This window comes from Rhodococcus sp. MS13 (genome assembly GCF_013277835.1).
Taxonomy (GTDB): Bacteria; Actinomycetota; Actinomycetes; order Mycobacteriales; family Mycobacteriaceae; genus Rhodococcus_F; species Rhodococcus_F erythropolis.
The window spans coordinates 254,431-278,842 of record NZ_VBTL01000009.1; the positions used below are offsets into that span (position 1 = coordinate 254,431).

Here is a 24,412-nt window from a genome sequence, read left to right on the forward strand (position 1 = left end):
CCACAGAGCCTGACACCGCTCGCTCGGTTAGGGTGACTCCGTGGACTTGTTGGTAGGTATAGACATGGGGACGGGTAGCAGCAAAGGGGTTCTGGTGACCCCTGACGGTGTGGTCCTGGCGACCGAGCAGATCGATCACCAGATCTCGATGCCCCGCCCTGGGTGGGCCGAGGTGGACGCCGAGAAGATGTGGTGGTCCGAGGTCTGTGAGATCTCGAAACGTCTTGTGGCACAGGTTCCCACGATTGCCAAGGTGGCCGGTGTATGTGTCAGTGGCGTCGGTCCGGCACTGGTGTTGTGCGACAGTGAACTTCGTCCTGTTCGTCCGGCTATCCTCTACGGAATCGACAGTCGAGCCTCGGCAGAAGTGGCCTCGCTGACCGAATTGTTCAGCGAGGAGGCAATACTCGATTGTGGTGGCAAACTCCTGTCGAGTCAGGCCGTCGGACCGAAGATCGAGTGGGTACGCATCCATGAACCGGAAACTTTTGCCGCGGCGACGCGGTGGTACGGCTCGAATTCGTACATCGCCGCAAAGCTGACCGGTGAGTACGTTCAGGATCATCACACGGCCAGTCAGTGTGATCCGCTTTATTCGGTCCGAGACTTCAGCTGGAAATCCGATTGGCTGGATCGCATTCTGGGGCATCTGGAATCGCCTCGTTTGGTATGGCCGAGTGATGTTGTCGGACTGGTACATGCTGATGCGGCCGAGCAGACCGGACTACCTGCCGGGACGCCCGTTGTCGCGGGTACTGTCGACGCCTTTTCCGAGGGGTTCAGTGTGGGGGCCCGTCATCCCGGGGATCTCATGCTCATGTACGGGTCGACGATGTTCCTGGTACAGGTGCTCGACAAGTTTCACAGCAATCCGGCACTGTGGACAACCGCAGGGGTTCAGGAGAATACTCTGGCACTCGCGGCCGGCACTTCCACTGCCGGAAGCCTGACCGGATGGCTTCAAAAGCTCACCGGTGATGCACCATTCGAACAGTTGCTCGCCGAGGCCGAGGCCGTGCCGGCCGGCGCCGAAGGGCTGCTGATCCTGCCGTACTTCGCCGGCGAACGTACCCCCGTGTTCGACCCCAAAGCCAGAGGCGTCGTCGCAGGACTGTCGTTGCGCCACGGCCGGGGGCATCTGTTTCGGGCCGCCTATGAAGGTATCGCCTTCGGAATCCGTCAGATACTCGAAATGTTCGGTGACACAGATGAACCTGTTCGCCGCACGATCGCTGTGGGAGGCGGGGTCAAGAGTCGGGTCTGGACACAGGCGATCAGCGACATCACCGGACACACGCAGTTGGTTCCGGCTCAGACCATCGGCGCCAGCTACGGCGATGCGCTGTTGGCTGCGATCGGGACCGGACTTGTTGCGCCGGATACCGATTGGACGACTCTGTCGCACGAAGTAGTGCCGAACGCAGCCAACAAGGCGATGTACGAGGATTTGTATCAAACGTGGTTGACGCTGTACCCGTCGACGAAAGAACAGATCCACGCCCTCGCCGAGTTCGGCTGAACGGCCCGATGGCTGCGGCCGCTCAGCTTACGAGGTAGCCGCCATCGATGGGAAGGTCGGTTCCGTTCACCATGGCGGCGGCATCCGACGCCAGCCAGACGACGGCTTCGGATACCTCGTCCGGCATGGCAAAGCGCCCAGTCGGGATACGGTTCAACATCGGTGCAGCCTTGTCGTGTTCACCCCATACCGTCTGGCCCATCTCGGTGAGTACAACCGTCGGGCAGACCGAGTTGGCCCGGACGCCGCGGCTACCTAATTCCAAGGCAAGCACTTTGGTGGCCATCACCAACCCGGCCTTTGCGATGCAGTACGAATAGTGCTCGGGCAACGCGCGCAAGGCTGCTGCCGAAGCAACCGTCACGATGGCTCCGCCGCCCGCATCGGCCATGGCTGAGCCGATCTTCGCGGCGAGCAAGGCCGGCGCACGGAGGTTGACGTTCAGAACCGCGTCGAAGTTGGGTTCGGTGATGTCGGTGGCAAATTCGGGATACGAGATTCCAGCGTTGTTGACCAGCACATCCAGGCCACCGAATACCGCGAGAGACTCCTGTGCGACCTGTGTCGGTGCGTCGGGTAATGCGAGATCTGCAACGAGAATCTCGGCGCGGACGGCAAAACTGTCGCGGAGTCGGTCGGCCAGCGTTGTCAGTTCGCAGCGGCTACGACCGGAGACGATTACGTCCGCGCCGGCCTGGGCAAAGGCGTGTGCGATTTGCGCGCCGATGCCTTTCGACGCTCCGGTGACAAGAGCGCGTTTTCCGGCGAGCGGGCGAGCTGACGCAGTAGGCATGGCAAAGCCTTTCGAAGTTACTCGACCGCAAGTATCTGTTGTGCGGTGGTTGGGTCGGTGACAAGTTGATTGAAGTACCGGCTGCGCGCACCGGCAATGATAGGAGCGACTTTCTCGGCGCCGACGGCCACGGCGATGCCCACCGGGATATCTTGCAGTGCAGACAGTTCGAGCGCAATAAGGCGTTCGCTACCGGGGAAGTCGACGGTGTTGCCGTCGCGATCGTAGAATCGAGAGCAGATGTCGCCCACGGCTTCTCGAAGCGATGACGACGTTATCGGGACGAACTGCGGAATGTCGGCGCGCAGTAGAGGTGGAGCGCCGATGCCCATGAGGATAGCCCGAGCCTGTGGCCACAGGCCGAGAACTCGCTGTATGGCCGGATCCTTGGTGAGGGTCGGATACAGATCGGGTCCTGGAAGCGCCGGCGCAAAAAGATAATTCGGACGTCCGCCGATCTTGTTCGAGATCAAGCGGGTGATCTCGTTGGTCTGGTACCACTCTTCCGGTTGGTCGTTGCCACCAACGGTGGGAGCGACGAGGACCCCTGGGATGGGTGTCAGATCATATTGTGCGACTTCGTATACCGTGCGCCCGGAGGACACGAGCAGTACGTCACCTGGCATGAGGCCGGCCCCGGCGAGGGCCTCGGCTGTCGCCGGGGCAAGTACCGAGCCCATGACGTCGACCGTGCCCTTCTGCTGCGCCGGAGTGGGCAGAGGTCCAGACAGGTACACGCGGTGCAGTCCGAGTTTGACGCGCAACCGCTCGGCCAGGCTTCCGTGTGCTTCTTCTTGCGGCGGTACGACCTGGATGCGGACTATGCCCTGCCGTCGCGCCTCGGAAAGCATGCGACTGACAGTGGCACGGCTGGTGCCGAGGGCTTTTGCGACTTCGGCCTGAGTAGCTTCTTCGTCGTAGTAGAGCTTGGCCGCGGTGTAGAGCAACGCGCGCGTGAATGTGCTGTTTGTGCTGGTCGATGTCGAGCCGGCAGGCGTGGATGCGGGTAGTGGCATCGCGTCTGAGCTGCTGATCGGCATGACAGAAAGGTACCGCATGAACAGATGCTCACGCACCTAGTTCAGATGAACAATTGTGCTGGACATATGTAAAAGGATCCGATACTGTGACCGCCGACACATGAAATTGTGTTCATGTGCAGCTACTGGACCAGCGCATTGCGCCCCATCCAGACCTGATCCCAAGAGGAGACAAAGATGTCCGAGACGATGAAGGCGGTCATCTGCCACGGTCCGCGCGACTATCGACTCGAAGAAGTGCCGAAGCCTGTACCGGGCCCCGGTGAAGCGCTGGTTCGGGTCGAAGCAGTCGGAATCTGTGCGAGCGACTTGAAGTGCTACCACGGTGCAGCAAAATTCTGGGGCGACGAAAACCGTCCGGCTTGGGCGGAGACCGAGGTCATTCCGGGGCACGAATTTGTCGGTGAGGTTGTCTCGATCGATGCGGCAGGGGCGAAGCGCTGGGGGATCCAGGTGGGCGACCGTGTGGTCTCCGAACAGATCGTCCCGTGTTGGGAGTGCCGCTACTGCAAGCGCGGGCAGTATCACATGTGCCAGCCGCACAACCTGTACGGATTCAAGCGTGTCACCCCCGGCGCGATGGCCGAATTCATGGTCTACCCAGTGGAAGCTCTGGTGCACAAGGTATCCAAGGATCTGCCGGCAGCGCATGCCGCCTTTGCCGAGCCGCTGTCGTGCTCACTACATGCAGTCGAACGAGCAGGCATTACCTTCGACGACGTTGTTGTGGTTGCGGGCTGCGGGCCGATCGGGCTGGGGATGGTCGCCGGGGCGCGAGCAAAAAGCCCCGCGCACGTGATCGCTCTCGACATGGCACCGGAAAAGCTCGAGCTCGCCAAACTGTGCGGAGCCGACATCGTCATCAACATCGCCGACGAGGACGCCGTGCAGATCGTCAAGGATCTCACCGACGGGTACGGGGCCGATGTCTATATCGAAGCGACAGGCCATCCGTCCGCAGTTCCCCAGGGCCTCAACATCTTGCGTAAGCTCGGCACCTACGTCGAATACGGGGTGTTCAAAGACGACGTCAGCGTCGACTGGAGCATCATCAGCGACGACAAGGAACTTGATGTCCTCGGGGCGCACCTGGGGCCCGACTGCTGGCCTGCCGCAATCCGGATGATCGAGTCCGGCCTGCTCCCGATGGACAAGATCTGCACGCATCAGCTTCCGCTGGAAGATTTCCAGAAGGGGCTCGATCTGGTCGCCAGTGGCGCCGAGTCCGTGAAGGTCTCACTCATTCCCTGACAGTTCGCACAACCGACCTGTGCCGCAGGTCGTTCGAGATCCCACTCATCCATTCAGCGGAGAATCCACATGAGTCGTTTCACACCCCGCGTCCCATTCAGCGGTGGCCCGCAGCTCACTCGTCGAGAGATGCTGCGGGCGTTCGGTATCGCGGGAATGGCTGCTGCAAGTGTGCCCATACTTTCCGCCTGTGGTGTCGGCGGTGGTGAGAAGCCGACTAACGGCGCGTCCGAGGTGACCGGCGGATTCAATTGGCGGGCGCTGGAAGGCGCGAGCATCAACATCCTGCAGACTCCGCACCCGTATCAGCAGGCGTTGCAGCCACTCCTTGCTGATTTCACCGAGCTGACCGGAATCACGGTCAAGGCGGATCTGGTGCCGGAGGCGGACTACTTCACCAAACTCAACACCGAACTCGCAGGCGGAACCGGTAAGCACGACGTGTTCATGCTCGGTGCGTACTTCATCTGGCAGTACGGTCCACCGGCTTGGCTGGAGGACCTGAAACCGTGGCTCGAGAACACGTCCGCCACGAGCGACGAATACGACTTCGAAGATATCTACGAGGGGCTGCGAACTTCTACCCGTTGGGATTTCGAACTGGGATCCCCTCTCGGAACAGGGGGACAGTGGGCGTTACCGTTGGGCTTCGAGAACAATGTCGTCACTTACAACAAGAGGGTCTTCGACGACAAGGGAATTACACTCCCTGACACATTCGACGGATTGATCGAACTTGCAACGGATCTCACGGATCGAAGTGAGAACGTCTACGGAATCGCCACGCGAGGGTCGAAGTCCTGGGCGACGATTCACCCCGGATTCATGACACAGTTCAGTCGCGAGGGTGCCAAGGACTACGAACTCCGCGATGGCGAACTGGTCGCCACCATGGATTCGGACAAGGCGGTGGCCTTCACGCAGAAGTGGATCGACATGATGCACGCTGCCGGACCGACTTCGTGGACAACGTACGACTATCCGCAGGCAACAGGCGATCTCGGTGACGGCAAGGCAATGATGGTGTACGACGCAGACAGTGCGACGTACCCGAAGAACAAGCCCGGAGCGAGTCGGGAAGCCGGGAACCTCGCTTGGTACCCGGGGCCGGCCGGGCCGGACGGCAGCTATGCGACCAACTTGTGGACGTGGTCGCTGGCGATGAATGCGCGTTCCGAGAAAAAGCATGCGGCCTGGCTTTTCCTGCAGTGGGCCACCAGCAAGGGAACACTCAACGACGCCGTCAAATCGGGTATCTTCGCGAACCCTGTACGCAAGTCCGTGTTCGACGAGACTTTCAAACAGGAAGTCGGCGATGGTATGCCGGGCTACCTCGAAACATTCGAGACGGTGATCGGCAGTTCCAAAATCCAGTTCACGCCTCAGAAGAAGTTCTTCGACACCACGGAGGACTGGGCCGTGGCGCTGCAGGACATCTACGGCGGCAAGGATGCGCAGTCGACGCTCTCCTCGCTCGCCAAGACCAACACATCCAAGGTAAACCTCTGATCCGCGGCGGATCACCGGAGCAAGGGAGTAAGGAATAGTGACTACCCAATCCACCCGTCCGCCGTCGGAGGCACCCTCCGCGAAACCGGCAGACGCATCGCCCCACAACGTCGAACCTCCCGAAGTACCGATGTGGCGACGCAAGTTGCGACCCTACATCCTCTCGATTCCGGCTGTGGTGATCGTTGTCGGAATTCTCTACCCGTTCGTGATCGGCGCGTACTACTCGTTCCTGAATTACGCAGCGGTGAATCCTGATCCACAGTTCGTGTGGTTCAAGAACTTCGCGAGTGTCCTGGGCGACTCGAGCTTCTGGACCAGCGTGCGCGTGACTGGAGTCTTCGCGATTGTTGCCACAGCGGTCGAAACCGTGATCGGCGTCGGCATCGCGTTGCTGCTCAACCGTTCGAGCTTGATCGGGAAGATCTTCGAGAAGGTGCTGATCCTTCCATTGATGATTGCACCTGTCATCGCCGGTGTGATCTGGAAACTGATGTTCAATCCGCAGTTCGGAATTTTGAATCACGTTCTTGGACTGGGTAACACATTCGACTGGTTGAGCAGTCAGAATGCACTGTGGTCGGTCATTCTGGTGGACCTGTGGATCTTCACTCCCTTCGTGGCGATTCTTGTTCTCGCCGGAATGCGTTCGCTGCCGAAGGAGCCGTTCGAAGCATCCGAGGTGGACGGTGCCAGTTGGTTCTACATGTTCCGCAGGCTCATGCTGCCTATGTTGTGGCCCTACATTCTGGTCGCCGTGATCTTCCGATTCATGGACAACCTCAAAGTGTTCGACGCGGTGTACGTCCTGACTGCGGGTGGACCAGGACTGTCCACCCGAACGCTCCAGATCGGTGCATTCGAGGATTCGATCATCAATCTCGACTATTCCCGCGGCAGCACCTACATGTTCTTGCTGTGGATCATCGTGTTCGTCACCGCGCGCTATCTGGTGAGCGTGTTGGGCAAAGCGCAGCGTCGTGCTGCCGGAGCGGAGTCGTAAAGTCATGGCCAGTGAATTGATGCCAGGCCAGAAGAGATTCACCATCGGTGCCGTAGCCGCGGACATCGTGTTGGTCGTGTGGTTCGTCTTCTCGCTCTTTCCCATCCTGTGGATGTTTCTGCTGGCGCTGAAGACTCCGGCCGAGCAGACCACCACATACTTCAAGTTCAGTCCCACGTTCGAGAACTTCGGAACCGTGCTGAGTCAGAAGGGCACGGATCTGACGAGTGTCGACTTCAAGTCGGCCCTGCTGACCAGCTTGATCAATTGTGGTGGCGCTGTTCTTGTTTCGTTGGCTATCGGAATTCCGGCGGCGTATGCTGCCGGGCGTTGGAAGTACAAGGGATCCAACGATTTGATGTTCAACATGCTTTCCTTCCGCTTTGCGCCGGAGCTGATGGTGATCGTCCCGCTGTTCGTCATCTACAACCAGATCGGGTTGTTCGACACCAAACTCGGGATGGTGTGGGTTCTTCAACTGGTGACGATGCCTCTGGTGGTCTGGATCCTGCGCTCGTACTTCGAAGACCTTCCCGAAGACCTCGAGCAAGCAGCATTGTTGGACGGATACACCCGTAAGCGCGCCTTCGTGATGGTGGCACTGCCACTTGTTCGTCCCGGAATCGCTGCGGCAGCTTTGCTTTCGTTCATCTTCGCGTGGAACAACTACGTATTCCCTCTCATCCTGGCCGACAGTAACGCAGGAACCGTCACCGTCGCGGTGACCAAGTTCCTCGGTGGCGGCGGACAGGCCTACTACAACCTGACAGCTGCGGCGGCGGTGATCGCTGCTCTACCACCGCTGATTCTGGCGTTGACGATTCAGCGATACCTTGTCCGCGGACTGTCGTTTGGGGCGGTGAAATCCTGATGGTCGCACTTACTGTCAAAGCATTGACGAAGCACTACGGAAAGACCGTGGGCATCGACGGTATCGACCTCGACGTGGCAGACGGTGAATTCCTGGTCATTCTGGGACCTTCCGGCGCAGGCAAGACCACGACGCTCAAGTCGATAGCCGGACTCGTCGAAGTCGACGACGGTACCGTCGACATCGGTGGAGTGGACATGACTCTCGTCGAGCCATACCACCGTAACGTCGCCATGGCCTTCGAGAGTTACGCCCTCTACCCGCAGAAGACGGTGTCGGAGAATCTGGCGTCACCACTCAAATCCGGTCGAACCGGAAAATACTCGGAGGACGAGCAGAAGCGCCGTATCGACGCGGTCACGAAAACGCTGGGAATCAACCACTTGCTCGAGCGGTTCCCGCGAGAGTTGTCCAACGGACAACGGCAGCGTGTCGCACTCGGTCGTGTGCTGGTGCGGCCGGCTGACGTGTACCTCCTCGACGAGCCGCTCTCACACCTCGACGCCAAACTACGTGCTGCGATGCGTGCAGAATTGCGTCAGCTCGGCCAGATGTCCAACACCACAACGGTGTACGTGACGCACGACTATCAGGAAGCACTCGCGCTGGGTGATCGAATCGCAATCCTGAGGGAAGGGCGGCTGGTCCAGATCGACACCCCGGCCAACATCTGGCATGCGCCCGCTGACACGTTCGTGGCACGCTCGCTCGGTCAACCCGAGATCAACGTGTTCGACGCAGCAGTCGACGGCGCGGTGCTCCGGGTTCTGGGCACCGAGCTGGAGGTCGAGATTCCGGCCGACATCTCGATTTCGTCGTCGGTCGGCGCTCGAATCGGTATCCGACCGTGTGACATCGAGATTCGCGCAGATTACTCGGGAAACTCCGCCGCGGTGGCCGTACGCGGCCGGATTCAACTGGTAGAGCGGCTTGGCCGCAATGTCGAACTCTCGATAGATCTCGGCGGCGGGGTCACGATGATCGGTCTGTCGTCGGGTGGTTCGCTCGCGGTCGAAGGTGCCGAGATCGTTGTGGAATTGGCTCGCCAGAACATTCACCTGTTCGAGGGCGCACCAGAAGGAACAGACAGTCGACGACTCGGCAGCGCGATCGTCGGCGCCGTTAGGACCGGCGAAAGTGTAACGACCTACGCAGCACAGGAGGACGGGCGATGACCACTACCGCCGATAGTCGTAGCGGCGCGAAGGTCGCGCAATCACTGACCTTGGACAACCTGGAGAAGACCTACTCTTCGCGTGGGCGGGCAACATTCCACGCGGTCAAAGGAATCGACCTGCACATCGAACCCGGTGAATTGGTTGCGCTACTGGGTCCTTCGGGATGCGGCAAGACGACAACCCTTCGGATGATCGCCGGACTGGAGACCGTCTCGAGCGGGGAGATCTTGATCGGTGACCGGAAGATCAGTCAGCTGGCACCCGGGAAACGAGGCGTCGGGGTTGGATTCGAGAGCTACGCTTTGTATCCGCCGCTCTCGGTGCGCGACAACCTCTCGTACGGATTGAAAGCCCGAAAAGTAGCGGGCGCAGACGAACTGGTGTCCACCATTGCCCGTCGTCTGGAGATGGAGGACCTACTCGCCTTGCGTCCGGCAGGATTGTCGAGCGGACAGAAGCAGCGGGTTGCACTCGCTCGGGCGCTTGTGCGCAACCCGCCGGTGCTGCTCCTCGACGAACCGCTCTCGCACCTCGACGCGTCGGCACGGCAACGGGTTCGGCGTGAACTGAAGATGCTGCAACGCGAATTCGGCTACACCACAATCGTGGTCACTCACGACCAGGTCGAGGCGCTGAGCTTGGCCGACCGGCTTGCGGTGATGGACGGTGGCATCATCCAGCAGTACGGCACTCCTGACGAGGTGTTCGACGATCCGGCTAACATTTTCGTGGCGGAGTTCGTGGGCGAACCGCAGATCAACATGTTCGACGGAATTGTGCGCCTCGAGAACGGATCTGCGGTTGTTGCCATAGGCTCGGCTGGTACCTTGCCGGTCTCGACACGCAATGTTGTTGAGGGTCAGTCGGTTCGAGTCGGAGTTCGCCCCCAAGACATGACTATGGTGTCGGGGCCTGCCGGGCAGGGGCAGATCACGGTGCACGTGAAGCATTTCGAGCACCTGATGGAGTTCGGTCTGGTGCAGGTGAATGCAGCGGGAACCGAGTCGACGGGCTCGGGATCAACGCTGATGGTTCAGACACCGGCCCACGAGAGGTTTGCGGCAGGCGACGAGTGCGCGGCGACTGCTCTTCCTGAACGTGTCTATCTATTCGACCCCGAAACCGGAAATCGACTGCGTTAGAGGTATTTTGTCATGACTCGGCTATTCAACGACCCCGCGACATTTACGGAAGACATGCTCGAGGGTTTCCTCGACGCTAACTCCGACTATGTTGTCGGTGTGCCAGGCGGTGTTGTACGTGCCCAGGAGACTCGACCGGGCAAGGTTGCGGTCGTCGTAGGTGGCGGTTCCGGCCACTATCCCGCGTTCTGTGGTGTTGTCGGGCCGGGGTTCGCCGACGGCGCCGTAGTGGGAAATATCTTCACGTCTCCCTCCGCAGCGGAGGCGACCTCCGTCGCTCGCGCTGTCGACAGCGGTGCCGGCGTGCTTCTGACGACCGGAAATTACGCGGGTGACGTGATGAACTTCTCGCTCGCAGTGAAAGCTTTGGCGCACGAGGGAATCGACGCTCGGTACCTACCGGTCACCGACGATATTGCCAGTGCATCCGCGGAGGACATCACGAAGCGGCGCGGAATCGCTGGTGATTTCACGGTGTTCAAGATCGCATCGGCGGCTGCGGAAGCAGGATACGACCTCGACGAGGTACAGCGAGTAGGACGCGCGGCAAACGACAACACGCGAACACTCGGTGTTGCTTTCGACGGATGTACCATGCCGGGCGCAGATCACCCACTGTTCGCCGTGGAAACCGGAATGATGGATCTGGGGCTGGGCATTCACGGAGAACCGGGTGTGTCCACGCACGAGATGCCAAGTGCCGCAGAACTGGCGAAGCTATTGGTCGACGGTGTGCTTGCCGAACGGCCGGACGGCTCCGGGACCCGCGTCGCAGTGATCCTCAACGGACTCGGGCGTACCAAGTACGAGGAATTGTTCGTGGTCTGGGGTACCGCGGCGAAGCTGTTGCGGGAGGCCGGATACACGGTTGTCTCGCCGGAGGTCGGAGAGTTGGTGACCAGCCTCGACATGGCCGGTTGTTCACTGACGCTCATGTGGCTGGACGAGGAACTCGAATCGTTCTGGACCGCAGCCGCGGACACTCCGGCATTTCGGCGCGGAACATTCGGTGTGGCAACACGATCGGGGGAGCGTCGTACTACCACTTCCGTGCAAGAGACGTCCGGTGTGAGCGCTGCGGGCGACGACCGGGGACGGCTGTGCGGAGAAACCGTGGCTACGGTGATCGATGCTCTCGCTCGGGTGATGGCGGTCAACGAAGAAGAACTGGGTCGCATCGATGCGGTGGCAGGTGATGGAGACCACGGGCGCGGGATGGTTCGCGGAACCGAATACGCGACGCTGGCAGCGCAGGCCGCAGCCGCGCAGGGTGCCGGTCCACAAGGAGTTTTGACTGCAGCGGGTGAAGCCTGGGCAGCAAAGGCGGGCGGGACGTCCGGCGTGCTGTGGGGTGCCGCGCTTACGGCGATGGGGACCCGGTTGGGTGACAAGGGACAACCAGGCGCCCATGACCTGGCTGACGGTGTACGGGCTGGCTATGACGCGATAGTGGCGCTCGGTGGAGCAAAACTAGGCGACAAAACGATGCTCGATGCTCTGTGGCCGTTCGTGGAAACCTTGAGTGCCGCAGTCGGAAACGGGGTCCTCACGGCGCAAGCGTGGGACGAAGCCGCCGACGTTGCCCAGACCGCAGCCGACGCCACGGCGCAATTGCGCCCGCTGGTGGGTCGGGCACGACCGCTGGCAGAACGGAGCGTCGGGACCCCGGACGCCGGCGCGATATCCATGGCGATGTGTGTCCGTACCGTCGCTGATTTCTTGAACACGAACTCTGAACGCAAGGAGCACGATCATGGCTGAGCGACTTCGTATCGTCGTCGGTTGCGACGATGCCGGCTTGGAGTACAAGCAGGCACTCAAGGCCGACCTCGAAGCCGACGACCGCGTGGAGGTCGTGACCGATGTCGGCGTCGGGAACGACGAACACACTGCGTATCCGCACGTTGCTGTTACTGCCGCCAGGTTGGTGGCCGACGGCAAAGCCGACCGGGCGCTCCTCGTGTGTGGAACAGGATTGGGCGTCGCTATCAGCGCCAACAAGGTCCCGGGGATCCGGGCGGTGACTGCCCACGACAGTTTCTCGGTGGAGAGATCAGTTCTCAGCAACGACGCACAGGTCCTGTGTTTCGGGCAGCGAGTGGTCGGCCTCGAACTCGCCAGACGGCTGGCGAAGGAGTGGTTGGGCTACCACTTCGACGCTCAGAGCGCCTCTGCCGAGAAGGTTGCTGCCATCGGCGAATACGAGACAGTCGGTAAGTCGGGCGACTGCTGAGCGCTCCCTACAGAAGCCCGAACTTCCGCACTGCGTCGAGTAGCGCGTGCGGGCGTTCGGTCGTCGGCAGGGGATCGACGAGTGCGAACTGGCAACCGACGTCTCGGGCCGCGCCGTCGGCGACGTCGCTGTCACCGATCATCAGGGTCTGCGCCGCATCCACATCCAGCTGTGCCAGGGCGTATTCGAAGATCGCGGGTTCCGGTTTGACTGCACCCACCTCGAACGACAGGACGAACTCGTCGACCCAGACGTCCCAGCCGCGGTCGACGAACGCCGGACGGATGTCGAAGGCGATGTTGCTCAAGACGGCAGTGCGTACGCCCTTCTCCGACAATGACTTCAGGACCTCACCGGTATCCGGGTACGGCGACCACTGGTCCGGATCGACCAGCAGCGCGTAGAAAGCTTCGGCCCGAACCGGATCGGGCACTCCGGACTTACTCAACACGTCGAGGTACGCCTGACGATGCAACTTCGGATCCCGGTCGCGGTTCTCCCACGCGTAGATCCCGGCTTCGTCCATCTCAACGGTTCTGCCCACCGGCGCGGTCATCCGACGCATCAACTCGGCTTGAGCGTGCACGTCGAGCGGATCGCCTTGATGATCGACGAGGTGCTCGGTCCAATCGTCGCTCTCCTCCAAACGGAAGAGGGTTCCGGAGAAATCGAACAGCGTCGCGGCGATATGTCCGTCTTGATGGGCGGTGCTGTCAGTGTTCACCTCGACAGGTTATCGGCGTCCGCTTTCCGATGCTTGATGTGAGCCAGTGCACGCGTACTTTGAGAGAGCACATTTTCCGAGGTTCCCCCGACGGGCACGATTTCGATGCCCCGGATGAACCGTATGACGAGGGGGATCCTCCGTGTCCGACCACGCGAATACACCAGACCTGACGAAGCCGTCCGGCGAAGACCCCCACCTCTCACGTCAGCTGTCCAACCGGCATATCCAGCTGATCGCCATTGGTGGTGCCATCGGCACCGGACTGTTCATGGGATCGGGCAAGACGATCTCGCTTGCCGGGCCTTCCGTGATCTTCGTGTACATGATCATCGGCTTCATGCTCTTCTTCGTCATGCGGGCGATGGGGGAGTTGCTGCTCTCGAACATGGCGTACAAGTCGTTCTCCGACTTCGCCGCGGATCTGCTGGGCCCTTGGGCGGGATTCTTCACCGGCTGGACCTACTGGTTCTGCTGGATCGTCACCGGCATCGCGGACGTCATCGCGATTTCCGGATACTTCAAATACTGGTGGCCAGGTCTCGCGGCATGGATACCTGCTTTGCTGACGATCGCGGCGCTGCTGCTCCTCAATCTCCCGACCGTTCGCGCTTTCGGTGAAACCGAGTTCTGGTTCGCGCTGATCAAGATCGTCGCCATCGTCAGCCTGATCATCGTCGGCATCGTCATGGTCGTCTCCGGGTTCACGGCGCCGAACGGTGCCACCTCGGGTATCGACAACCTCTGGAACGACGGCGGCATGTTCCCGACCGGATTCATGGGCTTCGTGGCCGGCTTCCAGATCGCCGTGTTCGCCTTCGTGGGCATCGAACTGGTCGGCACCACCGCCGCCGAGGCGAAGGACCCGGAGAAGAACCTGCCGAAGGCCATCAACTCCATCCCCATTCGTGTCCTGCTGTTCTACGTCGTTGCACTGACCGTGATCATCGCGGTGACTCCGTGGCGCGAAATCAGCGCAGACAAGAGTCCGTTCGTCGCCATGTTCACACTCGCCGGCCTCGGCATCGCTGCATCTGTCATCAACTTCGTCGTGCTGACCTCCGCTGCGTCTTCGGCCAACTCGGGTATCTACTCCACCTCGCGCATGGTGTTCGGCCTTGCGCAGGAGGGCGACGCACCGCGGGCACTCGGCAAGCTGAACTCGCGCAAGGTCCCCGCGAACGCCCTGATGTTCTCCTGCATCTTCTTGCTGGCGTCGCTGATCCTGCTGTTCTCGGGCGATTCCGTGATCGAGGCCTTCACCGTCGTCACGACCATCTCGGCGCTGCTGTTCATGTTCGTGTGGACGATCATTTTGGCGAGCTACATGGTGTACCGGAAGCGTCGTCCGCACCTGCACGAGGTGTCGAAGTTCAAGATGCCCGGCGGCATCGTGATGTGCTGGGTCGTGCTCGCGTTCTTCGTCTTCATCCTCTGGGCGCTGACAACCAAGGACGACACCCTGCAGGCACTTGTCGTCACACCGATCTGGTTCGTGGTTCTGGGTATCGCGTGGGCGATCATTCGTCGCCGACCCGCTCACCGGGCACGATACGACGCATTCAAGTCAGAACTGGACGCCAGCCGACAGAACGGCGAGAAATAGTTTTGGTCAAGATCGGGTAACGGTGGCGGCCGCCTTGATCAAACTGTTACATTCTTCGGCAGACAGAGGAGCGGGCTTCATCAGAAGGACGCTGCACGCCGACGACTGACGGAGTACACACTGTGGGAAACCACCACCGCACGGGCAATGACGATGTTGTCTTCGAGATCGATCCCGAGGCAGCAAGCGGCCGCCACCGCACCCCGTCGGCTGGCCCTGGTGCCGGTGTCAAGGCGGGTGTCGTAGCTGCGGCTACCGGTGCACTCCTCGTCGGTGCAGGCCAGATGGGTGCAGGAACCGCTGCTGCGGCGCCGGCAACACAGACCATCGCCGGCATCGAAATCCCGCAGGGTCTGCTCCCCGAGGGCGTTGTCGTTCCGGCTGAATTGGCGGCACTTCCCGCTCTCGACATTCCCGAGCTTCCCGATTTTGCTGCCGATCTCAACACGCAGGCACAGCAGTTCCTCGCGGGGATCAACCCCGGCACCTCTGCTCGCACCGTGCAGCCGGTATCCGGAACGCTGACCTCTACCTTCGGTTCGCGCTGGGGAGCGCACCACGGTGGTCTCGACATCGCGGCTCCGATCGGTACGCCGATTCTGGCTGCAGCAGACGGCCAGGTCATCGACGCCGGCCCGGCGTCAGGTTTCGGCCTCTGGGTTCGCGTCCAGCACGACGACGGCACGGTCACCACGTACGGCCACGTCAACGACTACCAGGTCAACGTCGGCCAGCGCGTCAATGCTGGCCAGCAGATCGCCACAGTGGGTAACCGTGGACAGTCCACCGGCCCGCACCTGCACTTCGAGGTTGCCGAGAACGGCGCAAAGGTCGATCCCGCAGCGTGGCTGCAGGCTCGCGGCGTGGCTGTCACCTGGGTAGACAACTCGTAAAGAGAAACTTTCGGAGAACTGCGGTGGCGTCGGGAAATTCTTCCTGGTGCCACCGCAGTTCTCGTTTGTCGGTGACACCGGCCGGATAGCCTTCAGTGACGTTGATCGTCGAAGGGGGAATGCGCGATGGGTGCAGAAGTCACGGCGCGAGAGTTTACGCGGGCGGACCGTAGGCTCTTTCGCAAGAAAGTGCGGTCATGCGTCGACGCCATGAAGCAGATGCTCGACGGTGGTGACTTCCGAGACGCCGTCGACAAGCCGGCGCCGCTGCTGGGCATGGAGATCGAATTCAACCTGGTGAACGGGGACATGGCTCCTGCGATGTCCAACCGTGAAGTGCTCGAATCCATCGACGACGCTGCGGTTTTCCAAACCGAGCTCGGACAGTTCAACGTCGAGATGAACGTTGAACCCGGCCCACTCACCGGTGATGCAACTTTCGAATTGGAAAAGAAACTGCGCGCCTCCCTCGACGTCGCAGACGCGCGAATCCATGCGCACGACGCCGAGATGGTGATGATCGGGATGCTGCCGACTCTGCAACTCGAGCATCTCGATCGAGAGTGGATCACCGCGAACCCGCGCTACGAATTGCTCAACGAGCAAATTTTCACCGCTCGAGGCGAGGACATCGAACTCGACGTCGAAGGTGTCGCGCTACCTGGCAGCGACGTGGAAATTCTTCGAGCCGATACCAATTCGGTAGTCCCGGAGGCGGCATGTACGTCCATGCAGTTGCATCTTCGCGTTGCGCCGGAAGAGTTTGCCGCGCATTGGAATGCCGCGCAGTGTCTGGCCGGCGTACAGGTGGCGTTGGCGGCTAATTCTCCTTTCCTGGCAGGCAAGGCACTCTGGCACGAATCGCGCATCCCGATCTTCGAGCAGGCCACGGACACAAGAACTTTCGAGCTGAAGAACCAAGGTGTGCGGCCGCGGGTGTGGTTCGGTGAGCGGTGGATCCACTCAGTGCTCGACTTGTTCGAAGAGAACTCGCGGTACTTCCCGGCCCTGCTGCCTGACGTGTCGGACATCGATCCACTGGAAGTGCTCGCGGCGGGCGGGGTTCCGGAGTTGAGCGAGCTTCAGATGCACAACGGCACGGTCTATCGCTGGAATCGTCCGGTGTACGACTGCTCGGATGGCAAGCCGCACTTGCGTATCGAGAATCGAGTGCTGCCGGCCGGACCGACTGTCGTCGACATCATGGCCAATGCGGCCTTCTATTACGGCACAGTTCGGGCGCTGGTGAACGCGGAGCGGCCACTGTGGTCGCACATGTCGTTCCATGCGGCAGAAGAGAACCTGCACATCGGCGCCAAGTACGGACTCGACGCAACCTTGTACTGGCCGGAGATCGGTTGGGTCGGTGCCGACGAGTTGGTCCTGCGAAGGCTGCTGCCGTTGGCGGACGAGGGTTTGGCGGACTTCGGATTGTCCGCCGCGGCCCGCGATCGGTATCTCGGCGTCATCGAGGGGCGGTGCCTGAATCGGCAGACCGGTGCCGCCTGGCAACGAGAGCACGTGGCGCGCGCGGAGGCCTCGGGCGCGGACCGCTCGACTGCGCTCACCGGAATGCTCCGCGGTTACGTCGAGAACATGCGGGCGGGAGATCCCGTTCACACCTGGCCCTGATTGCTCTGCTAATTCTCCTATCCGTCAACAGTTTCGGGGACCTAAGTCCCCGAAATGAAGAGGGGGCGACCCCAAAAAAGCCGGACAAGTGGGATGGTTAGAGTGAAAGTGGCTCGGTTACTTCTTCAGGAAGGTGGGCACATGAGTTCACGCGAACATAACAGTGTTGTTGTCGGAGTCGAGGGTTCGGACACTGCGTCCACTGCGCTCCGCGAGGCCGCGAAAATCGCCGCCCAGCGCGAATTGCGACTCGACATCATCCACGCTCTCGACTTCGCGCCTTACGGTTTCGGCGGACCGTACGTCGACGCGGGTGGGGTGTACGAATGGGTCGAAGAGGCGGGAAAAGCGATCTTGGCAGAGGCGGAACAATTCGCCCATGAGATCGATCCGAAACTCGAAGTTCACACCGAAATCGCCATCGGCAGCGCAACTCAGTGGTTGATCGAGAGTTCGGCGCAGGCCAGGCGGGTCGTTGTCGGAGCGTCCGCTTCGGGCAAGGCGGCGACGGCAGTTCTCGGTAATACAGCGGTCGGTGTTGCCAGTCACGGCAAGTGCCCGGTCATCGTCGTGCGGGACCGCGACGGCGCAGTGCCTTCGGAGGGACCCGTCGTGGTCGGCGTCGACGGCAGTGCGCTCAGCGCGCAAGCAGTGGGCGCGGCATTCGAGGAAGCAGCGTTCCGCGGTGCCGAGTTGGTGGCGCTGCACGTTTGGAGTGACCTCGGCAGCGCGGCATTCGAAGACCCGAGGGCAGCTGCGCTTGCCCCGCAGTCTCTTGAAGAGGAAGAGCACGCAGTACTCAGCGAGAGCTTGGCCGGTTGGTCCGAGCAGTACCCGGACGTGAAGGTCCGGCGCGAGGTATACCTCGACAACCCACGAGGACGGCTGCTCGACTGGTCGGCAAAAGCGCAGCTTGTTGTAGTCGGCAGCCGTGGCCGTGGTGGATTCCGTGGCATGCTCCTCGGCTCGACCAGCAATACTCTGATCGCTTCGGCCAAGTGCCCCGTCATGGTGGTTCGCCCCGAAGAATCCTGACCTCTCCAAGTTCTCCCGCTACCCCGTTCGTTTCGGTCATCGAATACGAACGGGGTAGTCACATGAATGCGGACTCATGTTCCGTAGTGTTCGATGTGAGTTAGGTGTTCGATGGGAGTACCAAGGCTGTGTGCGCGTCGCACACGGCGGCAATCGTCTGGATTGGGGTTACAACGTGCGTATCGGTATGGGTTTGAACTACAGCGGCGGGTTCGCCGAAACCGTCGAAGAGGTCGGTGACCTGGAGAAGGCGGGCCTGGACATCGCCTTCGTTCCGGAAGCGTATTCCTTCGACGCGGTCAGCCAGCTCGGTTACCTGGCGGCCAAGACGTCGACCATCGAACTCGCTTCGGGAATCTTCCAGATCTACACCCGTACGCCCTCGTTGACCGCCATGACGGCAGCGGGCCTGGACTTCGTCTCCAACGGTCGCTTCGTTATGGGCCTGGGTGCTTCCGGACCGCAGGTGATCGAGGGATTCCACGGCGTCAAGTACGACGCTCCGTTGGGACGCACGCGTGAGGTCGTAGAGATCTGCCGTCAGGTGTGGCGCCGCGAGAAGGTCGAATACCAGGGCAAGTACTACCAGGTTCCGCTCCCCGCCGAGAAGGGCACCGGACTGGGCAAGCCGCTCAAGCTGATCAATCATCCTGTGCGTGAGCGCATCCCGATCCTGATCGCTTCGCTCGGACCCAAGAACGTCGAGCTGACGGCTGAGATCGCCGAAGGCTGGGAACCCATCTTCTTCCATCCGGAAAAGGCAGCAAGCGTATGGGGCGAGCCGATTGCGAAGGGCAAGGCCAAGCGCGATCCGAGCCTCGGCGAGCTTCAGGTGTACGCGTCGCCGGCCCTGGCCATCGGTGACGACGTCGACCACATGCTCGACTGGGTACGCCCGAGCCTTGCGCTCTACATCGGCGGTATGGGCGCCAAGGGCAAGAACTTCTACAACGACCTCGCGGTGCGATACGGCTACGAAGAGGCCGCCGAGAAGATTCAGGATCTCTACCTCGCGGGCAAGAAGGACGAGGCCGCAGCAGCGGTCCCGGACGAGCTGGTTCGCGCCGTGTCGTTGATCGGTCCCGAGAGCTACGTCAAGGAACGCGTCGCAGCCTTCGCCGAAGCTGGCGTCACGACGCTCAACGTCACGCCGTTGGCGGCCGATCGCAACGGCCGTGTTCAGCTGATCGAGAAGTTCCGCAAGATTTGTGACTGACCCTGCCGTGCGCCTTTATTAACCGCCGGCGGTTAATAAAGGCGCACAGCAGATCGGGTGATTCGGGATCTCTTGCGCACGAAACCCGATTTTCGGCGCTTTCATATGGGACTTTTTTCACTTCTGACCGGTCGGGTTCTTCGCCTAACGTGGATCGAGTAGCCAGGGTTTGCGTGCGAATCCGGCACCGGTGGCCTCGTTGACGCCCGAAAGGGATGTTGGCGGGGCCGTTGCCGCAGTCCACCCGAACTCGGAATGTCCGATTCGGGACTCGCGTCGGCTGATGAATCCTTTTTGCCGTCATTGGGCAATAGTGTGAGGGCGAAGAGATTCTCTGGTCGATCGTGGAGGGACGAACATGAGTGCAACCAAACCCGTAGTCGTAGCAGTGGACGGCTCGGAATCGGCGTCGTCGGCTGTCGTCTGGGCCGCTCGAACGGCGGTGGCGCTCGGTCGTCCGCTGCACATCGCGACGGTGGTGCACATCCCCGCTTTCTACTACTCCGAGCCGTACCTCGCCGAGAGCTTCAAGGACGAACTTCGCCGCACTGCCACCGCTCGTCTGGACAGCGCGCAGATCCTCGCGCGGCAAAGCATCGACGACGACCTCCAGATCGTCACCGAATTACTCGACGGCAGCGTCTCCGATCGCCTGATCGAATTGTCCAAGGGCGCGTACATCATTGCGCTCGGGCCCCGCGGGCATGGTGAATTCACCGGATTGGTCGTCGGTTCCGCGACGGTGTCGGTCGTCTCGCACGGCGAATCTCCGGTGGCGGTAGTCCGGGGCCGGACGCTTGATGGTCGACCGCCGACCGAAGGTCCTGTCGTCGTCGGCGTCGATGGATCCGAAAGCAGCATCGAGGCAGTCGAGCATGCTTTCGAACAGGCATCCGCTCGGGGTGCAACATTGATCGCCGTCAACGTGTGGAGCGATGTGAGCGTGCAGCCCTCCCTCGGCGCCACCCCCGACGATCCACTGTGGAGCAGCATCCAGACAGGTGAGGAAGTTGTCCTTGCCGAGCAATTGGCTGGTTTCACCGAGCGTTACCCAGACGTCGTCGTCGAGAGAGTCGTCGCGCGTGACCGTCCGGTCCGAGTGCTGAGCGAATACGCGGAGACGGCGCAATTGATCGTCGTCGGCAGCCGTGGGCGCGGCGGATTCGCGGGAATGCTCCTCGGATCGACCAGTCGGGCACTGCTCCATACTGCGGATTGCCCGGTTCTCATCGTCCGGCACGTCAACAAGTGAAGAGAATGCATTCAATGACTTTTGAGTCCACCATCTCCGGTACCGTTCGACGTGAGATGCCTTTTGGAGGGGTTCGATGACAACGCGGATATTCCTGGTCGACGATCACGAGATCGTCAGACGCGGATTGTTCGACCTACTCGGCGGGGTCGAAGACTTCGTGGTGGTGGGTGAGGCCGCATCCGTGGGAGAAGCATTGGCTGCGGTACCGCAGAGCAATGCCGACGTCGCGGTTCTGGACGTACGGCTGCCGGACGGCAACGGCGTCGAACTGTGCCGCGAACTGCGCTCGATGCTGCCCAACCTGCGCTGCCTGATGCTCACGTCGTACGCGGACGACGAGGCACTACTCGACGCGATCATGGCGGGCGCTTCGGGATTTGTCCTCAAACAGATTCTCGGAACCGATCTGGTCGCTGCGGTCCGCACAGTCGGGCGCGGCGGTTCACTGCTCGACAGTCGGGCGACGGAGGCGCTGATGCAGCGGATCCGTAGCGACCGCACAGCTGATCCGTTGGCCGAACTTTCCGATCAGGAGCGAGCAGTCTTCGACCTCATCGGAGAAGGACTCACCAACCGGGAGATCGGCGCGCGATTGTTCCTCGCGGAGAAGACAGTCAAGAACTACGTGACGCGTCTGCTCTCGAAGCTGGGCATGCAGCGTCGTACTCAGGCTGCGGTGCTGGCCACCGAAATCCGCAGCGGCAGTCGATAGGTCTACCGACCGGACTTCGGTCGATTCGAGTTGGTGCGCCCGAGCGGTACTCGCCAGAGCAGGCGTGCACCGCTCGGATCGTGGTTGACGATCGTGCACGTACCGCCGCAATGTTCGGCACGGCGCTCGAGATTGTGAAGTCCACTCTTGTGGAAGTCGGAGGGGAGTCCGACGCCGTCGTCCTCGATCGTGATCGCAAATTCGACGTCCGCGGTGACTGCGATGGTGATGTGGTGTGCGTGTGCATGCCGAAGGACGTTGCTCAGCCCCTCACGCAGCACAGCTTCGGCGTGCTGGTGGATCCCGGGATTCACCAGAGTGTCGATGGCGCCGGAGAATTGGACGCTGGGGGTCACGGCGGACTGTGCGGTGGCGTCGCCGATGACATCGAGGAGGCGTCGGCGCAGGCTCGACGAATCGGTGGCTGTGGGAGTCTGCAGATCGAAGATGGTTGTCCGAATCTCGCGGACTGTCTTGTCGAGCTGTTCGAGGGATCGTTTGACAATCGCGCGCGCCGACTCCGGGAGGGTCTCGTCCGGAAGCGTACTCTGCAGGCTCATTCCGCTCGCGAACAGTCGCTGGATGACGTTGTCGTGCAGGTCTCGTGCGATGCGGTCGCGGTCCGCGAGAACCGACAACAGGCGTTGCGCCTTTTGTTTCTCGTCGAACTCGATTGCAACGGAGCCGAGTTCGGCCATCGACTCGATCCGGGTCAGTTCGTCGTGATCCCAGTGCGTGTTGGTCGAGTTCGACGCCACGATGACCGCGCCGACTACACCCGAGGCGACGCACATCGGTGCCACGACCGCACTTCCGGCCGACGGCACCAGTTCGGTGAGCGCACCTAAAGTGGTGAGTACCTGTAGCTTTCGAGTGCTCCGCACCACGTCGAACGGATAGGTCGTCGCTGGAATTCTGACTCCACGTGACGTGGTTCTGGCGCTGGCTGCAGCGTGAACCTGTGCGTACCCGTTCTCGCAGATCACCACGATCACGTCGTCGACGCCGGTCAGGTCCCGAACGCGACTGGCAAGAAGTTGCAGGCCGTCCTCGAGCGAGTCACCGGCCAGCAACCGCGAGCGAATGGCAGATGTTGCGGTGAGCCATCTTTCACGAGTTCGTGACTGCTCGAACAGCCGGGCGTTTTCCACAGCGATGCCGGCTGCGATGGCGAGGGCCTCGAGAATGACCTCGTCTTCTTGGGTGAACTCGGCTTTTCCGCGCTTCTCAGTCAGGTAGATGCTTCCGAACACCTTTCCTCGCATCATGATCGGCGCCCCGAGGAAACTCTCCATCGGTGGATGATTCGCGGGGAATCCCACCGATTCGGGATGGTCGCCGAGATGCGCCACACGCAAAGTCTGCGGGTGATTCATCAGAACACCCAGAACGCCATGACCTTCGGGGAAATGCCCCATGGTCGCGCGTTGGGACCCGGAGATTCCCTCGTACACGAATTCCGAGAGCCCGCCCCCCGGCGCCGCAACCCCCAGGGCGCCGTAGCGGCAATCCAGAACCGTTGTCGCAGAGGTGATGATCCGTTGGAGAGTCAGGTCGAGATCCAGACCTGAACCGACCACCAGGACCGCCTCGAGCAGACGGTGGAGTGTCGGTATGTCTGCATTGGAATCGCCCAGGCGGTCGAGCAACTCGCCGAACGTGCGTGCCGGACTGTGACCCGATGCTTCGACCATGGTCGAAGCATATCGCCTCGCGGAACGTCAGCCCTCCTGACGGCGACCTTCCCACCACGACGACCAGTGATGCTTGATTTCGTCGAACTCGTCATCGCTCAGGTCGTAGGTGGTCAGCAGGATGGACATGCCTCCGTCTGGCCGCTGCGGAGTCACCGACTGGGTCGCGACAGAGAGTAGACCAGGACCGAGATCTTCGACTGTCAACCCGAATTGGTGATCGGTGACGTAGTCGACGACGCCTTCGAAATAGTCGCCGGGAGCGATTGTCGCCGCGTATCGACTTCCCGCTTCCAAACCGATTTCGGTGAGCCCGAGGACGGTTGCCGCATTCTCGCCAGGGAGCAGCAGGCCGTCGAGATAGATGGTTCTTCGCTCAGCGAGTCCGTGGTGCTCCACTGCGAATCTGAGCAACTGGAGGAACGTCGTCCATCCCTCGGTGATGTCGTCGTACCAGTCGTCGTCGGCAGATTTGGCCGGCCGATCGATGCGGACGACCGTCTTGCCGTCTTGTTCGAGAAGTGAGAAGCGGTCACCGTTTCCGAGTTTCAGCGTCAGTGCTTCGGGATCGGCCTCAGCGGTGGAGTAGATCTGGGTGATTTCGTCGTCGAGACCGTCGTACTCCCAGCCGAACCAACGACGAATCAGCGACGGGTCGCGCAGGGCGGGCCACAGAACGGACGGGGCTGCGACGATGGACACTTCGATCACGGTTTCGCTCACCCGGAAGACGGTACCGACTTCAACCCTTCATAGCGACGGTGAGCAGAAATGCAACGTCTTCGAGCGCTTCGACGCTGTGGCGGTCGGCCGGCACGGTGAGGAAATCACCGGTGGATCCTTTCCACTGGTCGCTCCCACACACAAGATTCAGCTTCCCGCTCAGGACCAACAGTGTGGCTTCGCCCGGACTGTCGTGTTCGGCGAGGCTCTTGCCGGCGCTCAGGGCGATCACCGTCTGTCGCAGGCTGCGCTGGTGGCCGCCGTAGACGGTTTGTGAACTGCGACCGCTGGTCGCCGAGCCCGCCAGTTTCAACTGTTGACGAGCGAGAGCGGTCAGTGACTTCTTGTCCATCGAAGACCTCTCGGAAGCGGTGAATGTCGTT

22 protein-coding genes are annotated in these 24,412 nt (G+C 61.3%); 16 read left to right on the forward strand and 6 right to left on the reverse strand.

The window, feature by feature from the left end:
• Positions 1-40 precede the first annotated feature (40 nt).
• The gene (locus FEZ59_RS18620) at positions 41-1,519 is read left to right on the forward strand and encodes an FGGY-family carbohydrate kinase (RefSeq protein WP_031333752.1); all 1,479 of its coding nucleotides are present in this window, start codon (positions 41-43) and stop codon (positions 1,517-1,519) included.
• A gap of 22 nt (positions 1,520-1,541) precedes the next feature.
• On the opposite strand, the gene FEZ59_RS18625 is transcribed toward FEZ59_RS18620, so the two are convergent.
• On the reverse strand, positions 1,542-2,312 hold the full coding sequence (locus FEZ59_RS18625) for a glucose 1-dehydrogenase (RefSeq protein ID WP_172933014.1): 771 nt from the start codon (positions 2,310-2,312) through the stop codon (positions 1,542-1,544).
• 17 nt (positions 2,313-2,329) lie between these two features.
• The gene (locus FEZ59_RS18630; RefSeq protein WP_151531546.1) at positions 2,330-3,328 is read right to left on the reverse strand and encodes a sugar-binding domain-containing protein; all 999 of its coding nucleotides are present in this window, start codon (positions 3,326-3,328) and stop codon (positions 2,330-2,332) included.
• A gap of 201 nt (positions 3,329-3,529) precedes the next feature.
• Here FEZ59_RS18630 and eltD point away from each other — a divergent pair, with 201 nt between their 5' ends.
• From eltD to FEZ59_RS18670, 8 genes are all read left to right on the forward strand, one after another.
• A complete protein-coding gene (gene eltD, locus FEZ59_RS18635) occupies positions 3,530-4,603 on the forward strand; it encodes an erythritol/L-threitol dehyrogenase (RefSeq protein WP_202022973.1) in 1,074 nt (357 codons plus the stop codon).
• A gap of 129 nt (positions 4,604-4,732) precedes the next feature.
• The gene (locus tag FEZ59_RS18640) at positions 4,733-6,112 is read left to right on the forward strand and encodes an extracellular solute-binding protein (RefSeq protein ID WP_172933106.1); all 1,380 of its coding nucleotides are present in this window, start codon (positions 4,733-4,735) and stop codon (positions 6,110-6,112) included.
• 130 nt (positions 6,113-6,242) lie between these two features.
• Positions 6,243-7,115: a sugar ABC transporter permease gene (locus FEZ59_RS18645; RefSeq protein WP_021345202.1), complete on the forward strand. Its 873-nt coding sequence runs from the start codon at positions 6,243-6,245 to the stop codon at positions 7,113-7,115.
• A 4-nt stretch (positions 7,116-7,119) separates the two neighbouring features.
• The gene (locus FEZ59_RS18650; protein WP_172933015.1) at positions 7,120-7,986 is read left to right on the forward strand and encodes a carbohydrate ABC transporter permease; all 867 of its coding nucleotides are present in this window, start codon (positions 7,120-7,122) and stop codon (positions 7,984-7,986) included.
• The gene (locus FEZ59_RS18655; RefSeq protein WP_172933016.1) at positions 7,986-9,161 is read left to right on the forward strand and encodes an ABC transporter ATP-binding protein; all 1,176 of its coding nucleotides are present in this window, start codon (positions 7,986-7,988) and stop codon (positions 9,159-9,161) included. Before FEZ59_RS18650 ends, FEZ59_RS18655 begins: the two co-directional genes overlap by 1 nt.
• Positions 9,158-10,306, forward strand: a complete 1,149-nt coding sequence (locus tag FEZ59_RS18660) for an ABC transporter ATP-binding protein (protein ID WP_172933017.1) — start codon at positions 9,158-9,160, stop codon at positions 10,304-10,306. The genes FEZ59_RS18655 and FEZ59_RS18660 overlap by 4 nt, the downstream gene beginning before the upstream one ends.
• Before the next feature lie 12 nt (positions 10,307-10,318).
• Entirely contained in the window at positions 10,319-12,067 is a 1,749-nt protein-coding gene (locus FEZ59_RS18665; RefSeq protein ID WP_151531545.1) for a dihydroxyacetone kinase family protein, read from the forward strand.
• Positions 12,060-12,539 (forward strand): ribose-5-phosphate isomerase, encoded by a 480-nt coding sequence (locus tag FEZ59_RS18670; protein ID WP_021345197.1) that lies wholly within the window; start codon positions 12,060-12,062, stop codon positions 12,537-12,539. The genes FEZ59_RS18665 and FEZ59_RS18670 overlap by 8 nt, the downstream gene beginning before the upstream one ends.
• Before the next feature lie 7 nt (positions 12,540-12,546).
• On the opposite strand, the gene FEZ59_RS18675 is transcribed toward FEZ59_RS18670, so the two are convergent.
• On the reverse strand, positions 12,547-13,263 hold the full coding sequence (locus FEZ59_RS18675) for an HAD-IA family hydrolase (protein ID WP_020908678.1): 717 nt from the start codon (positions 13,261-13,263) through the stop codon (positions 12,547-12,549).
• 142 nt (positions 13,264-13,405) lie between these two features.
• Between FEZ59_RS18675 and cycA the strand changes: the two genes are divergently transcribed.
• The 7 genes from cycA (at position 13,406) to FEZ59_RS18710 (ending at position 21,612) form a co-directional block, all read left to right on the forward strand.
• Positions 13,406-14,869, forward strand: a complete 1,464-nt coding sequence (gene cycA / locus FEZ59_RS18680; RefSeq protein ID WP_070795874.1) for a D-serine/D-alanine/glycine transporter — start codon at positions 13,406-13,408, stop codon at positions 14,867-14,869.
• A 122-nt stretch (positions 14,870-14,991) separates the two neighbouring features.
• Positions 14,992-15,762: a M23 family metallopeptidase gene (locus FEZ59_RS18685; protein ID WP_003946431.1), complete on the forward strand. Its 771-nt coding sequence runs from the start codon at positions 14,992-14,994 to the stop codon at positions 15,760-15,762.
• A gap of 126 nt (positions 15,763-15,888) precedes the next feature.
• Positions 15,889-17,394 (forward strand): glutamate-cysteine ligase family protein, encoded by a 1,506-nt coding sequence (locus FEZ59_RS18690; protein ID WP_047888502.1) that lies wholly within the window; start codon positions 15,889-15,891, stop codon positions 17,392-17,394.
• A gap of 141 nt (positions 17,395-17,535) precedes the next feature.
• Complete coding sequence (locus FEZ59_RS18695; RefSeq protein WP_019744789.1) at positions 17,536-18,429, forward strand: universal stress protein; 894 nt, start codon at positions 17,536-17,538, stop codon at positions 18,427-18,429.
• Between the two features lie 175 nt (positions 18,430-18,604).
• Positions 18,605-19,645 (forward strand): LLM class F420-dependent oxidoreductase, encoded by a 1,041-nt coding sequence (locus tag FEZ59_RS18700; RefSeq protein WP_007727670.1) that lies wholly within the window; start codon positions 18,605-18,607, stop codon positions 19,643-19,645.
• 358 nt (positions 19,646-20,003) lie between these two features.
• Positions 20,004-20,897: a universal stress protein gene (locus FEZ59_RS18705; RefSeq protein ID WP_029255952.1), complete on the forward strand. Its 894-nt coding sequence runs from the start codon at positions 20,004-20,006 to the stop codon at positions 20,895-20,897.
• 76 nt (positions 20,898-20,973) lie between these two features.
• The gene (locus FEZ59_RS18710; RefSeq protein ID WP_019744786.1) at positions 20,974-21,612 is read left to right on the forward strand and encodes a response regulator transcription factor; all 639 of its coding nucleotides are present in this window, start codon (positions 20,974-20,976) and stop codon (positions 21,610-21,612) included.
• A 2-nt stretch (positions 21,613-21,614) separates the two neighbouring features.
• Here FEZ59_RS18710 and FEZ59_RS18715 read toward each other — a convergent pair whose 3' ends face one another.
• The 3 genes from FEZ59_RS18715 to FEZ59_RS18725 are packed head-to-tail and all read right to left on the reverse strand — an operon-like array spanning position 21,615 to position 24,381.
• A complete protein-coding gene (locus FEZ59_RS18715) occupies positions 21,615-23,306 on the reverse strand; it encodes a GAF domain-containing protein (RefSeq protein ID WP_021332279.1) in 1,692 nt (563 codons plus the stop codon).
• Positions 23,307-23,333: 27 nt separating this feature from the next.
• A complete protein-coding gene (locus tag FEZ59_RS18720) occupies positions 23,334-24,029 on the reverse strand; it encodes a hypothetical protein (RefSeq protein ID WP_070795877.1) in 696 nt (231 codons plus the stop codon).
• A gap of 19 nt (positions 24,030-24,048) precedes the next feature.
• Positions 24,049-24,381, reverse strand: a complete 333-nt coding sequence (locus tag FEZ59_RS18725; RefSeq protein WP_003946336.1) for a cupin domain-containing protein — start codon at positions 24,379-24,381, stop codon at positions 24,049-24,051.
• Between the last annotated feature and the right edge of the window lie 31 nt (positions 24,382-24,412).